Raw genomic sequence first — 13,613 nt, 5'->3', positions numbered from 1 at the left:
AAGGAGAGACCGATGGCACGGATCATCGCCGACCGCAGCGCCTGCCAGGGCTACGCCAATTGCGTTGTCGCCGCGGGCGACTACTTCGACCTAGATGACGACGCCCTAGTGATCGTTCTGCGCGAGGACCTGCCCGACAGTGACCGCAAGCGAGTAGAGGAGGCGGCGCGCAGCTGCCCCGTCTCCGCCTTGGTTGTGGAGGACTGACGTGTCGCGGGTCGTCATCGTCGGCGCCTCTGTTGGTGGGCTCAAGACCGCCCAAGCCCTTCGAAGCGAGGGATTCGAGGGCGAGATCGTCCTGATTGACCAGGAACGCCATCCCACCTACGACAAACCTCCGCTCTCGAAGAAGTACCTCACCGGTGAGACGGCGCGACACGAGATCGAGCTTCTCTCCGAGCACGAGACGCGGGGGATCGGAGCCATCTCAATCTTCGGCACGCCCGCGGCATCCCTCAACCTCGAAGGCCAGGTTGTGACGCTCGAGGACGGTACAGCCGTCTCATACGACACACTCGTGATCGCCACCGGGTCACGCGCCCGTCGCTCTCCGTGGGGTGAAGGTGAGCATATTCACTTGCTGCGTACCAGCGGCGATGCCGAGCGCTTGCGGGATGAGCTGGCCACAGCGCGGCACCTTGTGGTCATCGGCGCAGGCTTCATCGGGGGGGAGGCTGCCGCAACGGCGATCACGGCGGGCGTACGGGTCAGCATGGTTGACCCGTTCCCGGCGCCGATGTCGCGGGTGCTCAATGCCGAAGTCGGCCAGATCTTCAGCCGCAAGTATGCCCAGGAGGGCGTCGAGGAGTACTTCGGAAGGACAGTCGAAGGCGTCGAACAGACGGCAGACGGGGTGCGCGTGGTGCTCGATGGCGGCGAGATCATCGAGGCCGATGCAGCTCTCGTCGGTATCGGAGCTGTGGTCAACACAGAGTGGCTCGAGGGTTCCGGCATCGAACTCGACAACGGGGTGACCTGCGACTCTGGGCTGCGGGCCATCGGGCATCCTGAGATCTTTGCCGTCGGCGATATCGCACGTTGGGCGAGTGCGTCGCGCAACGTCTCGCTGCGCCTCGAACATTGGACCAATGCCGTTGATCAGGCTCGCGTCGTCGCACACAACATCGTCCACCCTGATGATTGCGAGGACTACGACACGACCGAGTATGTCTGGAGCGACCAGTACGACTGGAAGATCCAGATCGTCGGGCATACCGGATCTGATCACTGGACGATGGTGGGCGACCCTGCGCAGGACCGCTTCGCCGTCGTGTACGGCGAGAGCCAAGGGCAGGCCGAAGGTGCCGTCATCGTGAACTGGCCGCGTGCCCTCGTCGACGCCCGCCGCTCGGTCGCCTCGCGAGCGAAGGCGGACGAGCTGATACATCGGCTGCGCGCCCTCCTCGAGCCCTCGAGCACGGCTCCGGCGAAGGCGGCCGCCCGATGAGAGCTGACGACACCACCCTCCCCCTCCTGCACGGTCACCGCATCCCGCGAATCGGGGTGGGCACGTGGCCACTCACGGGAGACGAGTGCGCAACGATGGTCGAGAAGGCGGTCGGCTACGGTTACCGCCTGTTCGATACGGCGTACAAGTACGCGAATGAGGAGGCCGTCGGTGCCGGTCTGCGTGCATCGGGCATCCCTCGTGACGAGGTCTTCATCACGAGCAAGTTCAACAAGGAGGACCACAGCGTCGAGGGAGTGCAGCGCGCGTACGACCGATCGCTGAAGACCCTTCGCGTCGACTACCTCGATCTGTTCCTGATCCATTGGCCGGTTCCGGCCCTCGACCGATACGTCGAAGCGTGGAAGGGTCTGGTGAGACTGCTCGAAGAGGGACGAGTGAAGGCGATCGGCGTCTCCAACTTCAAGTCTCACCACCTTCAGCGCGTCGTCGACGCGACCGGTGTCGTCCCCGACGTCGATCAGATCCAGCTCAGCGTCGACATCGCCCGTGTCGAACAGCGCAGCTTCCAGCGCGCTCACGGCATCCTGACCGAGGCGTGGAGCCCGCTCGGACGCGGAGGAGCCCTGCTGTCCGATCCCGCGGTGACCGCGATCGCGTCGAAGTATGACAAGTCGCCCGCACAGGTCCTACTGCGCTGGCACATCGAGGAAGGGATCGTTCCCGTCCCGCGCGCCGGCGATGAGAAGCATCTCGCGCAGAACATCGACGTCTTCGATTTCACGCTCAGCTCGGAGGATATGGCGACGCTGAGTGGGCTGGATCAAGGCGAAGAAGCCGCCCGCGACCCGGACGATCCGGCCAACGGGCACTGAGGCCCACGGCGGCGGGTCGGTCGCTCCCGCAGCCACGCTCATCAGCGGCGTGTTCGCGTGCGCAGCGCATCCATGGGCGCTACGACGACCCGGGCCGGTTCACCCCAACAGTTCGGCGAGGCGGATCGCGGCGTCCCGCAGTGACCGCGCTAGGGACTTGACCTTGCCCGGCGGTAACCGCTGCACGGGCGCGGAGGCGTTGATCGCCAGTCGCAGTCCCGACGAGACGTGGACCGGGACCGCGACGCTCGCCACGCCGTCCTCGCTTTCCTGCCGATTCACGGCATAACCGTCCAGTCGTGTCCGAACCAGTTCGGCGACGAGTTCGTCTCGGGAACGTATGGAGTTCGGTGTGACGATCTCGAGCTGCTCGTCCGGGTACAGCCGGAAGAGCTGCTCGTCGCTCAGCTCGGCAAGCAGCGCCTTGCCGGTCGAGGTGCAATGCGCCGGCAGGGTCTTGCCCAGTCTCGAAACCACGCGCACGGCCACATCGGGCTCGGCAACGGCGAGGAATCGGACATGGTTGCCCTCGAGCGTGCCCAGGTGGCAGGTCTCACCGAGGGCGGCGCTGAGGTCCTCGAGGATCGGCTGCGCCAGTCTCGGGACATCCATCCTGCGCAGCACCGAGAAGGCCACCGTCGTCAGCGCCGGGCCAGGGCCGTAAGCCTTGGTCACCGGGTTCTGCCGCACGAAGCCGCGCCATGCCAGCATCGCGAGAAGTCGGTGCGCGGTCGAGGTCGCCACCCCGAGGAGGGCACCGGCGTCCGTGAGCCGCAGCTCGTGCTCCTCACCCAGCAGCAGGATCAGCTTCAGCGCGTTGTCGACCGACTCGATCGGATACTGGGGTGGATCGCCCGGCGACCCGAGCTGTCGATTCTGCACGGCAGAAAGCTTACTTGCAACGTGGGCGCGCTCCTCCTGCACCGCGCGCTCCGATGCCGACCCGACAGGCGGGAGGATCGTCTCCGCGGTGCCACTGCAGCCCGTGCCACCCCACGCCGCCCGCGTGGCTCCCTGTGACGGCCCCGACGGCCCAGGCGCTCTACGGTCGGAGCAGGACCTTCAGGCTGCTGGACGCGTCGCGGGACTGCTCGAAGGCGGCGGCGGCATCGTCGAAGGCGAACTCGTGGGTCGCCAGCGGCGACAGATCGATCCCCTGGGCGTCGGACGCCTGACGATCGACTCGAGGACGGCCTCGTACTCGCGATGAGCGATGGCGAACGACTGCGGGTGCCACAACTGATAGATGTGTAAGCAGCGTTCCGGGTAGGAGTCCACTACCCGCCCCAACGGGATGTCTGCACGCGCGACGCAGCAGCGGAGGAACGCGTGGTGCGCCACCAGCCAGGCGTCCATGTCACCGACTGCCAGCGCCGCATCCATTAGCGTCCCGTACTCGCGCGAAGCGCCGATCTCGGAGCGCAGCATCCGTCCACCGTCCGGCGCGCGCCTAAGGACTCCAGCTGAAGCCGGACACCGTAGAGCTGGTCGACCTCTTCTACGTCCGGGTGATACACCGTCGCTCGGCGATGGTATCGGCCTCGTTTGAGCCTTTCTTCCCGCAGCAAGCGAAACGCCTCGTGCAAATGACCTCCCCGTCGATCCAGGTCTTTCAACTTTCCATCCTGCGTGAGGCGGCAGTGGCGGTGACACTCCACTGCTCGGAAGAGCACTATTTCGCGCTATTGATCCGGACCCCGATGGTCGGAAGCTGTTCAGTGCCGCGTCATCGGCGCAATACGCTGGGAGACGGGGCTTCCTCTGCCCCGGGAGGACACCATGCAACCAGATAACCTCACGGTCACGGCTCGGGTGGCGCGCACAGCCGTCCCCGGGCGGCTGGACGATCTCACCGAGTGGGCGCATGGTTTCACCGGCCGGGCCCAGTCGTTCCCCGGCTACCGGGAGTCGAAGGTCCGAGTCTCGGAACGGCACCGGCGCCAGGTTGTCGTCGAGATCACGTTCGCTTCCCCCCATGACCTCATCCGGTGGGAGGACAGTAAGGAGCGGCAGGCGCACCTGCAACAGGCCGTGCCGCTCACGATCGGGCAGGCCCGTCCACTGACTCCGGACGCCCTCACCGGTGCAATCCCGACGGCCGGTCCCGCGCGCCCGCGGTGGTGGACGGCGATTTTAGTGTGGATCGCGCTGGTACCGCCTGCCATGTTCAACGCCTACTTCATCGCTCCGCTCCTGACCGGCCTGCCGCCGTACCTCCAGATCCTATGTACGACGCCACTGACCGTCGCGTGCGTCATCTGGGTGATGTTGCCTCTATTGCACGCGCTCGAGGAGAGCATCCGCCACTGGCTCGCGTGGCGGCGCGGGCGCTGAGCGTCTGCCCCATTAGGCGCTGTCGCGGCGGGCAAAGCCCTCTCCGCTCCCTCTTGTCAATCTTGCCTACCTTGGTGAGGGGCATGTCGTCGACGGCGATCAGCCGCTCGGGGTGCTTATGCTTAGCCACCCCGGCGGACTCCATGGCGGCGCGGATCCGTTCGAGCCCGAGCGGGCCGCCCTCCTTGAGACTCACGTAGACGCATACCCGCTCGCTGAACACGGGGTCGAGCATCGCGACGGCGGCCGCTAGATCGAAGCTGTCATAGCGGTAGACGAGGTCCTCCACCTCTTCGCACGAAATCTTCTCGCTGCCTCGGTTGATCATGTCGAGATGTAGCCATCCTCGGTGAAGGACCGCGCGTTCGTCTCAGGTGCGCGGTAGCATCCGCGCGGGGTGTAGCGGATCGGTTTCCTGCTCGAGCATAGATCGACGGCTCATCAGATGCCTCCAGAGTTCTTTTCGTCGGTTATGTCGGTGTGGTGATCAGCGGCGGCGCTGGCGCTTGCCGCCCCAGAACGCGCGGACTGCCATGGTGATCGCTTCGTCTTTGGTGAGGCGATCACCACGGGCCGCGGCTTCGTCGCGTGCCTGGTTGATGTACTCGAAGACGTCCGGAGGTAGTCGGAAGGTCGCGGGGTGTTTTTCGATGCGCTGGACATTGTACGGGCCGCGCTTCTTGCCGGTGCGGGGCGACGTGTCACACCCCAATCAGGGCGGCTTCGACGTCGTCATCGGCAACCCACCCTACGTCAACCGGCGCGAGCTCAGCTACCGCATCACCGGCTTCGAGACAGACAACGTCGACGACATCTACGCCTCCTGCTGCGAGCGCTCGGCGCAGATCACGCGCCCGGATGGCCGGCTCAGCCTGATCGTTCCCATCCGCAGCCAGTTCGCCGATCGCGACGAGTCACTGCGGAAGTTCTACGAGCGGCGGTTCGATGCGATCTGGGTGAGCACCTTCCAGGAACGCCCGGCTGCCCTGTTCCAGGTGAAGGTGCGCAGCACGATCATCACCGCCGCCGGGTATGGCAGCGTCTCCGAGCTGCACACGACGCTCACCCACAGCTGGATCGAGGCGTTCCGTCCGCATCTGATGGCGACACTGCGGTATTCGCTTCGGCCCGCCGGCTCGCGGACCCCGAACTGGATGCGCGCCAGCAGCGACGCGATGTTCGAGCTGATCGACACGCTGCTTGCGAAGGGCACGATCTCCTCGACGCCGCTTGTCCGTGTGAGCGACTACTCCGTCGGTTTCAAGAAGACCGCCACGTACTTCCTGAGCACGTACACGGTGCCGCCGGTCACCTACGACAAGACCACGCACGCCACGGTGCCCCTCAACGAGGGGAAGCTGTTCGTTCAGAACCGGAAGGACCAGCTCGCGGCCAGCGCGATCGCGGCGTCGCGGCTGGCGTTCCTGTGGTGGACGTTCACGGGCGACTGCTTCAACGTCACCAAGGGCACGATGTCGCAGATCCCATTCTCCCCGCACGCTTACGGGCAGGACACGTTCGATGCTCTGGTGGAGCTCGGCGAGAGGATCGAGGAGGCGCTGCCGGCCGTGCGCTCCTGGGATCTCAACTCCGGGAAGTACGTGGGCGGGTACGCGATCCCCGAACTGCGTCATCTCACCGGTCAGGCCGACGAGATCATGCTGGAGGCGATCGGCCGCATCGATCTGCTGCCGGAGATCCAGTACGCCCACGCCCGGATGTACAAGAGCACCGGGATTTCCGCGACGACACTGCGAAAGTTGCCGTTCGAGGTCGAGGTGTGACGCGCGACATCCGCACGGGTCCTTTGCCCTCGAGCGACTGCGATCGTTCGTCCGGGTCAGGATCCTCTGAGTGATGGATATGACAGGTAGGCGCTACCGGATGAGTTGACCCATCTCCCAGTCGCCGAGAGGGATCGTCCGACAAGTTCTGTCAGCGGTCCAAGCGGGACGGTGGCGGTCAGGTTGATCATCGCCGCACAGCATAGAACGCGTTCTCGAACTCGATGGGCGGGACGACACACCGACAGCGGTGGGGTGCCTACCCTTCTCAGGCGGAGTCACGGAGCGAGGTGACAAGCTCCGCGGGGAGGGCAAAGACCTTCTCGAGCAACGGGAGAAGGTCCCGGACTGCCTCGAGGTGCTGCTCTTCGGTCAGATCGTCGATCGCCGGAGGCTCGTCGCCAGTCCAGCCGATCGCTTCCGCCACGATCGTCAGGGACCAGGAGTCCCACCTGAGCCGCCCCTCGGATCGCAGCTGCTCCCGGAACTGACCGAGCACGCCCACGGGCTGAAACGCATTGCGATCGCGCGCGAGCTCGTCGCGAACGTACAACATCGCCGTTTCGAAACCGAGCAGGAACGTGTGCACTCGCTCGAACGTGACGGGCTGCCCGATATACATTCCGGATCGCTTCACGAATGCCTCGGCGATCGAGTAGACCGGCAACTCGGCCGGCCCGTTAGTTTCACTCATCTCGACTTCCCTGCCAGCAGCTCAGGAGACGGTCATTACCCGCGGCGCCGTTTGCGGCCCCAGTAGGCGCGAAGCGCAACGGTGACGATCTCGTCCTTGGTGAGGCGGTCGCCGCGGCTGGCTGCATCCTGCTTGGCCCAGTCCATCAGTTCAAGCGCGTCGTCGGGGAGACGGATCGAGACGGGCTTCTTCTGGACGTAGACGACGTTGTAGGGCCCCCGCTTCTTCTTCGCCGGCGGTGGCGTCTCCGCCTCGGCCGACTCAGGAGGCGTCGCGCTCGCCGCTGCCGGCTTCTGGCTTGCGCGAGGTGCGCGTGCGGGTGCTTCGGACGTCGCTGCCTGGTCGACGTCGCTGGTGACTTCCTCAGCGGGGGGCGCGGCCTTGCGTGCGCGGGGCTTCGCTGCAGCTGTGGGCTTCTTCGGGGCGGCCATGGTCACTGACCACCTCCTCGGTTTCCACGGCGGCGAGCGCGGCGCTCCTCGATGCGCCGCTTCTCTTCCATGCTGATGAGCTCCGCCGGCGACAGCGAGCGGGGGCGGTGAGTGCGGCCGCGCTCGGCCTGCCTCTGGTACTCGGTCGTCTTGGCCGTGCTGACGACGTTGAGGGTGACGCCGGTGATGGTGTCGCGGCTGGTGTCGAGGTTCACGTATCGGTTCTTCGACTCTTCGCGGAACCAGCCGAGGGCGTCGCCGCCGTTCTCGTGGATGCGCTTGAGCATCGTCGAGGCGTTGTACGAGTTGACCTCCATCACGCGGCCGTTGGAGAAGGTCAGGTGGGCGGTGATCTGCTTCTGCTTGTCGTGGGACTGGCCCTTGGCGGCGTTGCGGACCTGCTTGATCAGTTCGGCGTTCGCCTGCTCGCGGCCCTTCGCGGTGCGGCCCTTGGGGATGCGCATCTCGATGTACCGGTCGCCCCCGGTGGCGTATGCCACGTCGACGCGCAGCCGACCACCCTGGCGACCCTCAACGTAGGTGCCGCTGAGGTCTTCGGGGATGACGGGCTTGGCGCCGGCCTTGCCTCGCACGGGGGCGATCGAGCCGTCCTTGCGCCGGCGCCGCGGCGGGACGTGGGTGAGGCGTCCGGTGTCAGCGAGCTCCTGGAGCGCCTGGCGGTAGAGGGCGCCGCTGGTTTCGCCGTTGAGGATCTTGCGGACCATTCGAGGCGAGCGGTGCAGCTCCTCGGCGATCTCGGCCGTGCTGATGCCCTTGCGCCGCAGATCGCGGATGAGGTCTTGGGCGGTGCGCTGCTGGTCAGCCATCAGCCCTTCTCCTCTGCCTGCTCGAGCGCCTTGGCGATGCCGGCCCGCTCGGCACGTGCTTTCAGCGCGTCACGCTGCCGCAGCGTCTCCGGCGTGATGAAGGATCCGTTGAGGTAGCCCTGCAGGCGCAGGCGCCCGGTCTTGCCGTCGTCGCCGCCGCCGATGAACCGGTCCGGCAGGGACCACGCCGGCAGCTTGGTCGTGTAGATCGCATCACCCTGGATGCCGATGAGCGTCGAGGGGTCGACCGTGAGAGCACCGGAGGTGTAGCCGCCGAGGGAGCTGGGGCCGTGGAGGACGCGAGCGCGTGCGCGACCCCAGACCTGGGCGGCGAGCTCCGGGTGGTAGAAGCTTCGGGTGCGGTCGTTCGGGCGCGACGGGATGCGATAGATCCAGAGGTTGCCCTGTCGCAGCATCTTGGCCCTGTACTCGGGCGGGACGTCATCGGGCGACGCGGCGACGCGGGTCTCGTCGCGGCCCGCGGCGGCGAATGCACCGATCGAGTGCAGCATGATGTTCCGCAGCGCGGCGAGCACAGCGCGGCGCAGGTCCGGGTGCATCTCGTCCTGCAGCTGGACTCGCTCGCGGGCGCGCGTCATGCGCTCGGTGAAGGTGTCTAGAGGCTTGGCCTTGCGGAACACCACGGCCTCGTGAGGGCGGATCTCCCACCCGTGCTTGAGGGCGACGTGGATCTCGCTGCCGTCGGCCCAGGTGTCGTGCACCGCTCCGGGCCGGTTCGGATAGAACCAGCCTTCGCGAACGTCCAGGTGCTTCACACCGAGCAGGCCAACGTGGTTCCAGCCCTGAGGGACGCGGAACCGCACGTGGAAGCGGGCGCGCGCGTAGGGGTCTTGCTCGAGCAGCTCGTACGCGGCGGCCTGGTTCAGCCGGATCGCGGGGCCGATACCGAGCTCGCGCCCGACGCCGGCGAACATGAACCGGCCGTCGACGTAGGCGAACTCGCTGATCTTCTTCGTCTTGGCCGGGTCGATCAGCGGGACGCAGTCCTCGTGCTTGGCGAACGACTCCCCCGCGACCAGGTGGTCGTAGTGGTGCAGGCCCGAGGTGAAGTGGATCTCCTGGGCGATGTCGTCTTCGACCGGCACGGGGTTGATGTTCTTCGGCAGCGACAGCGCCCACAGGTTCGTTCCGGTGGCGGCAGGGCTGTTGAACAGGCGCGCGTTCTCGTCGGCGTGGCGAATGATCGACGCGGTGACGTTCCAGGCCAGACGAGCCTGGGCAGGGGTCAGCGGCCCGTCGCCGAACCACTCCTCCGCGGTGCGGACTTCGATCTTGAAGCCGGTGACCGCGTGCTCGAACCGACCGGTGGGCGGGCCGTTGTTGACCCAGTGGGCTCCGGGCTTCCAGTTCGGGGTCTGGACGTACAGCCAGTGCCGCACGCCAGGCGCAGGCTCGGGGCGCTTCCCGGTCAGCATGATGCGGTTAGCGCCGTACGAGGCAGCCGTGTCGAGCAGGTCCGTCAGGTTGGGGTTCTTGCGGCGCTCGCCGATGACGGGGCGAACGGGCGTGCCGGCGTCGGTGACGCCTTGCCCGGTGGTCTGGTCGACCCAGATCGTGGGCACGTCCTTCGGCGTCCACGGCTTGGGTCGGTAGTTCAGCTCGTCCATCTCACCCCCTCATTCGTCAGGTTATATTAGTCAAGAGTGCTTGAAAATTGCAATCAGATTTCGCAGTCGACGGGCGCTCCATGAAGGTCTGGCGGGGTCGCTAGGACGCGAGGCGGCCGCCGTAAGAGCGCCCGCGTCCGTGGTAGGACTTCTGCGCCTTCCGCAGCCCTTCCTCGGTCATCCCCAGCAGGAGGGCGATCTCTCGCTGGGTCAGCTCGGCCGCGCGCGCCTCGTCGACGACTTTGCCGCGGCGTTCGCGCAGCTCGTCCGCTTGCGCGAGCTGCTGGCCGATGCGACGGAGCTCCTCACGGATGGCGTCCGCGTCCTTGTTAGCCATGCGCCCCAGCATCCCCAACCAAGTTGGGTCTGGTTGCCGCGGCGCGCCGTAACCGCGAAAGTGGTTATATTCATCCAGCTGAGAGGAGCGCTGATGACCGGACGGCACCTCACCACGGCGGACGTCGCCGAGAAGCTCGGCGTGTCCGTCGTCGCGGTCTACAAGATGCGCTCCATCAGCAACAAGCTGCGCAGAGCCGGCCAGGAGGGTCCTCTGCTCCCCGAGCCGGTTGCCATAGAAGGCAACTCCCCGCTCTACGACGAGGCCGCGATCGACGCATTCGCGCAGGAGCGCGCGCGCAGGGCGCCCTCGCAGCGCGGCCGCCGGCCGCGACTGATGCCGGGACTGGCGCGCGATGCGGCTTTCGCGGAGCGGTTGCGGGCGGCGATCGCGGACGGGGCGGGGGCGCCCGAGGTTCCCACGCAGGCGGCTCTGATCGACCTGCTCGGCTTGAACGTCGTCACGTTCGGTGAGCGGATGCGAGGGCGCACCCGCTGGACCGACGCCGAGCTCGAGGTGATCAGGCGCACCCTCGGTGTCGACACGACGGATGCGAACGAGGTCGTAGACCGCGCTCGCGCGGCCAAGCGTCAGGCGCGCGCGGCGAGATCCCACGCGGGTTCGTAGCGGCTTCACGACATGCTCCCGCTCTCGTCGCTGGCTTGCTGGGCAGCGCAGGTTGAGAGCGTGTCCACGAGCGCACCGCGGTCGGCTTCGTCGACCGCGAGGTGCCAGGTGTCGACGATCTCCGTGTAGCGGGCGACGTAGGTGCACACGTAGTCGGCGTTCGATGGCAGCCACAGGGCTGGCCCGTGGTCGTTCTTGGCCGCATTCGTGTTGCCATCGACGGCGACGATGTTGTCGAACGAGTTGGCGAACTGAATGCGCTGCTGCTCGGTCCACGCCCACGCGCCCCCGGCGTGCGCCGCCGAAAGGCTGACGATGTGGTCGATCTGGACGCCGGAGCTTCCCGGGGCTCCAGGGGCGGCGATCCGGTCGTGCTCGAACTCAATGCGTGTGCCCGTGTACGGATCGGGGTCGAGCACGCCGGAGAGCACCGTGCAACCGTCACGGACGACGTCCTGCAGCTGGACGGCGAGGAGATCGTCTCGCTGATCGCAGCCGTTTCCCTCGATGTCGATCCAGCGCTCGCCGAACGTGGCGCGGCGATACTCGGGAATCTCCTCGGTGGGATCGATCAGCGGCAGCTCCTGCGCGACTGCGGCGAGCGCGGTGTAGTCGTAGGTCGGGTCCGGGGCGGGTGCCTGCGGGCGCGTCCATGTGTCGATCCAGGAGGTGATGCCCAGCTGGTGGGCGCCGAAGCCGAGCGCGAGAGCTGCGACCGCGGCGAGGGCTGTGCTGGCGCGGCGGGTGCGTCGGTTCATCTGCGCTCCTTTGCCTGTGCGGTGTCGGCTTGGTCGAGCAGCAGTATGGTTCGGGCGATCTGGGTGCGTGCCTCGTCGATGACCTCGAGGGTTTCGTCGTCGGCGTCGAGCTCTGAGAGTGCGTGGCTCTGGCGGCGGAGCTGGTCGCCGAGGTGGAACATGCCGGCACTGAGGAGGACCTCGGCGAGCGCGGCCGCGCGGGCGCCTTGGTGGTCGGCGCTGACGGCGAGGTCGTCGATGATCTCGATGAGGGTTGCGCGGGATCCCATCGTTGGGTCTTCTCCTGGAGTGAGCTCGCGGAGCGCTTCACGGTTGAGCAGCGTCTGGAAGAGCCTGTGCATCCGTTGGGTGAGGGGGCGGCCGTCGCGGCGGGTGCAGTTGAGCGCGAACTCGCGGAAGCTCCATCGGACGGTGACGGGTGTGCCGGTCTGGATGGTCATGGCTTCCTGGAGGCGCACGGCGATGTCGGTCATCAGTGCTCCTCGGTTCGGCCCAGGTGGGGGATCTGCTTGAGGTGGGCGCCGCGGCCGTTGCCGAGCTGGGGGGAGATCGCGCAGCTGGGCAGGTGCAGTCTCGCGTTCGGCCCGTGGCCTGCTGCCGCGTGGGGTGTGGGCTGCCGCGTTGGCCGGGTGTGCCGGGCGCCTCGCTGAGTCAGCGGGAGGGGGTTGAAGCGCAGCGACAGGGCCCAGCGATGGCCGCCGAGCGCGCGGACGACCCGCAGCCACTCTCCCTCTTTGGTGGAGTCGATGGTGAAGGTGTTCGGCTGGTCAGACATCTGCGGCTTCTTTCGGTGCGAAGGGGCTGTTCTTGGCGTCGCGGAGCATCTGCCGGGTGATCGGCTCGGTCTCCTCGAGCGAGGCGAGCGAGAAGTAGTGGCGGCGGGCGCGGGCCGCTTCGGTGCAGGTGAGCAGCTGGCGGTTGCCGTGGTTCGGGCATCCTCCCTTGCTGCGGCATCCGGCCAGGTAGCCGGCGGTGGTGCCGTGCAGGGCGGCTTCGAGGATGTCGAGCGTCTTGCTCATCAGGCGGCCTGCCGGAGTCCGAGGTCGTCACGGTCGCGGTCGATGGTGCGGACGTCGACGCCGAGCAGGTCGCTGAGCTGGGTGAGGCTGAGTCCGCGTTCGGTCCCGCGTCGGGTGGCTTCGAGGCGCTCGTCTCGGGTGAGGCGGACGTTCTGGCCGGCGAGAGCGAGCTCGATCGCGATCTCGTCGAGCAGGGGTTCCTGCCCGGCTGTGGGCGGTGCCGGGTCGGTGTCGATGTCGTCCCAGGCCAGCGGCGGCAGCCAGCCGTGCCGGCGTGCGACCGTGAGTGCGTAGGAGCGGCCGACCCGCTGCGCTCGGGTGTGGGTGGGGGGCTGCTGGTCCCAGAGCTCGTCGTAGAGCGCGGCGATGTCGTCGTGGACACGGATGTCCACGTAGGCGCCTTCGAGTGCCTTGTTGACCTTCCAGCGCGGGTAGCCGAGTCGGCGTGCGATCTCGTGGTGGTTCCATCCGATCGCGGCCAGAGCCTGGAGGCGCCGGCGGGTGCCGCGGCCGTTGACTCGGCCCTGCGCGGCGAGAGTGCTGCTGTCGGGGGTGACTGCGAGGAGTTTGCGGGCGGTGGCGCCGGTGACGAACCGTGCCGTCTCGCTGTTGAGCAGGCGACGGACCGTGGCGCCGCCGACGCCGGCGCTGATGGCGATCCGTTCGGGGATCATCCCGGTGTCGACCAGTGCCTGCAGGTGCTGCCGGATCGGCTCGATGGGTTGGTGCGCGTCCTGGTATCGCCCGTAGGCCAGGAGACGGTAGCGGTCGCGGCGGCGGCGCGCGTTGCCGTCCATGCAGGCGCGGCACCCGCAGAGGTGGACGACGTAGCAGGTGGAGGTCAGCCCGTGCTTGTGGTCCGGCGGGCAGGTGTGGGTCCGCATCTTCTCC

The 13,613-nt window shown here is 67.2% G+C and carries 19 protein-coding genes; 6 read left to right on the top strand and 13 right to left on the bottom strand.

The features are described 5' to 3' along the window. The first annotated feature begins 12 nt into the window (after positions 1 to 12). The 3 genes from J8G10_RS18555 to J8G10_RS18545 are packed head-to-tail and all read left to right on the top strand — an operon-like array spanning position 13 to position 2,283. Positions 13 to 207, top strand: coding sequence for a ferredoxin (locus J8G10_RS18555; RefSeq protein WP_005050734.1), 195 nt, complete (start codon positions 13 to 15; stop codon positions 205 to 207). A 1-nt stretch (position 208) separates the two neighbouring features. Beyond that, entirely contained in the window at positions 209 to 1,447 is a 1,239-nt protein-coding gene (locus tag J8G10_RS18550; protein ID WP_005050737.1) for an NAD(P)/FAD-dependent oxidoreductase, read from the top strand. Then, a complete protein-coding gene (locus tag J8G10_RS18545) occupies positions 1,444 to 2,283 on the top strand; it encodes an aldo/keto reductase (RefSeq protein ID WP_005050739.1) in 840 nt (279 codons plus the stop codon). The genes J8G10_RS18550 and J8G10_RS18545 overlap by 4 nt, the downstream gene beginning before the upstream one ends. Positions 2,284 to 2,382: 99 nt before the next feature. On the opposite strand, the gene J8G10_RS18540 is transcribed toward J8G10_RS18545, so the two are convergent. Beyond that, positions 2,383 to 3,165, bottom strand: coding sequence for an IclR family transcriptional regulator (locus tag J8G10_RS18540; protein ID WP_251448499.1), 783 nt, complete (start codon positions 3,163 to 3,165; stop codon positions 2,383 to 2,385). Positions 3,166 to 3,345: 180 nt separating this feature from the next. Next, positions 3,346 to 3,711, bottom strand: a complete 366-nt coding sequence (locus J8G10_RS18535) for a hypothetical protein (protein ID WP_135012837.1) — start codon at positions 3,709 to 3,711, stop codon at positions 3,346 to 3,348. A gap of 351 nt (positions 3,712 to 4,062) precedes the next feature. Between J8G10_RS18535 and J8G10_RS18530 the strand changes: the two genes are divergently transcribed. Next, entirely contained in the window at positions 4,063 to 4,617 is a 555-nt protein-coding gene (locus J8G10_RS18530; RefSeq protein WP_005050743.1) for a hypothetical protein, read from the top strand. Here the strand turns inward: J8G10_RS18530 and J8G10_RS19655 are convergent. Continuing rightward, positions 4,538 to 4,945, bottom strand: a complete 408-nt coding sequence (locus tag J8G10_RS19655) for a hypothetical protein (protein WP_005050745.1) — start codon at positions 4,943 to 4,945, stop codon at positions 4,538 to 4,540. The two genes, J8G10_RS18530 and J8G10_RS19655, sit on opposite strands and share 80 nt — an antisense overlap. Before the next feature lie 205 nt (positions 4,946 to 5,150). Here J8G10_RS19655 and J8G10_RS18525 point away from each other — a divergent pair, with 205 nt between their 5' ends. Beyond that, positions 5,151 to 6,401, top strand: a complete 1,251-nt coding sequence (locus J8G10_RS18525; protein WP_082157161.1) for an Eco57I restriction-modification methylase domain-containing protein — start codon at positions 5,151 to 5,153, stop codon at positions 6,399 to 6,401. A gap of 268 nt (positions 6,402 to 6,669) precedes the next feature. Here J8G10_RS18525 and J8G10_RS18520 read toward each other — a convergent pair whose 3' ends face one another. The 5 genes from J8G10_RS18520 to J8G10_RS18500 all read right to left on the bottom strand — a co-directional run bounded on the left by J8G10_RS18520 (position 6,670) and on the right by J8G10_RS18500 (position 10,318). Next, entirely contained in the window at positions 6,670 to 7,095 is a 426-nt protein-coding gene (locus J8G10_RS18520; RefSeq protein ID WP_005050749.1) for a hypothetical protein, read from the bottom strand. Between the two features lie 35 nt (positions 7,096 to 7,130). Next, the gene (locus J8G10_RS18515) at positions 7,131 to 7,532 is read right to left on the bottom strand and encodes a hypothetical protein (RefSeq protein WP_005050751.1); all 402 of its coding nucleotides are present in this window, start codon (positions 7,530 to 7,532) and stop codon (positions 7,131 to 7,133) included. Continuing rightward, positions 7,529 to 8,353, bottom strand: coding sequence for a hypothetical protein (locus J8G10_RS18510; protein WP_005050753.1), 825 nt, complete (start codon positions 8,351 to 8,353; stop codon positions 7,529 to 7,531). The genes J8G10_RS18515 and J8G10_RS18510 overlap by 4 nt, the downstream gene beginning before the upstream one ends. Next, a complete protein-coding gene (locus tag J8G10_RS18505) occupies positions 8,353 to 9,981 on the bottom strand; it encodes a hypothetical protein (RefSeq protein ID WP_005050756.1) in 1,629 nt (542 codons plus the stop codon). Before J8G10_RS18505 ends, J8G10_RS18510 begins: the two co-directional genes overlap by 1 nt. 100 nt (positions 9,982 to 10,081) lie before the next feature. Beyond that, positions 10,082 to 10,318: a hypothetical protein gene (locus J8G10_RS18500; RefSeq protein WP_043340519.1), complete on the bottom strand. Its 237-nt coding sequence runs from the start codon at positions 10,316 to 10,318 to the stop codon at positions 10,082 to 10,084. A gap of 93 nt (positions 10,319 to 10,411) precedes the next feature. On the opposite strand from J8G10_RS18500, the gene J8G10_RS18495 reads away from it, so the two are divergent. Beyond that, entirely contained in the window at positions 10,412 to 10,945 is a 534-nt protein-coding gene (locus tag J8G10_RS18495; RefSeq protein WP_005050761.1) for an AlpA family transcriptional regulator, read from the top strand. A 5-nt stretch (positions 10,946 to 10,950) separates the two neighbouring features. On the opposite strand, the gene J8G10_RS18490 is transcribed toward J8G10_RS18495, so the two are convergent. Genes J8G10_RS18490 through J8G10_RS18470 form a run of 5 tightly spaced genes read right to left on the bottom strand, consistent with a single transcriptional unit; the run spans position 10,951 to position 13,606 of the window. Further along, positions 10,951 to 11,703: an HNH endonuclease family protein gene (locus J8G10_RS18490; RefSeq protein WP_005050763.1), complete on the bottom strand. Its 753-nt coding sequence runs from the start codon at positions 11,701 to 11,703 to the stop codon at positions 10,951 to 10,953. Continuing rightward, entirely contained in the window at positions 11,700 to 12,176 is a 477-nt protein-coding gene (locus J8G10_RS18485; RefSeq protein WP_005050765.1) for a hypothetical protein, read from the bottom strand. The genes J8G10_RS18490 and J8G10_RS18485 overlap by 4 nt, the downstream gene beginning before the upstream one ends. Further along, positions 12,176 to 12,478 carry a hypothetical protein gene (locus J8G10_RS18480; protein ID WP_005050767.1) on the bottom strand — a complete coding sequence of 101 codons (303 nt, stop codon included), beginning with the start codon at positions 12,476 to 12,478 and terminating at the stop codon, positions 12,176 to 12,178. Before J8G10_RS18480 ends, J8G10_RS18485 begins: the two co-directional genes overlap by 1 nt. Next, entirely contained in the window at positions 12,471 to 12,722 is a 252-nt protein-coding gene (locus J8G10_RS18475; protein ID WP_005050769.1) for a hypothetical protein, read from the bottom strand. Before J8G10_RS18475 ends, J8G10_RS18480 begins: the two co-directional genes overlap by 8 nt. After that, positions 12,722 to 13,606, bottom strand: a complete 885-nt coding sequence (locus J8G10_RS18470; RefSeq protein ID WP_005050771.1) for a hypothetical protein — start codon at positions 13,604 to 13,606, stop codon at positions 12,722 to 12,724. Before J8G10_RS18470 ends, J8G10_RS18475 begins: the two co-directional genes overlap by 1 nt. Positions 13,607 to 13,613 lie beyond the last annotated feature (7 nt).

It is taken from the genome of Microbacterium sp. USTB-Y, assembly GCF_023703415.1.
Lineage (GTDB): Bacteria > Actinomycetota > Actinomycetes > Actinomycetales > Microbacteriaceae > Microbacterium.
Note: the sequence above shows the minus strand (reverse complement) of the source record. Positions and strands in the feature narration are given on the sequence as shown.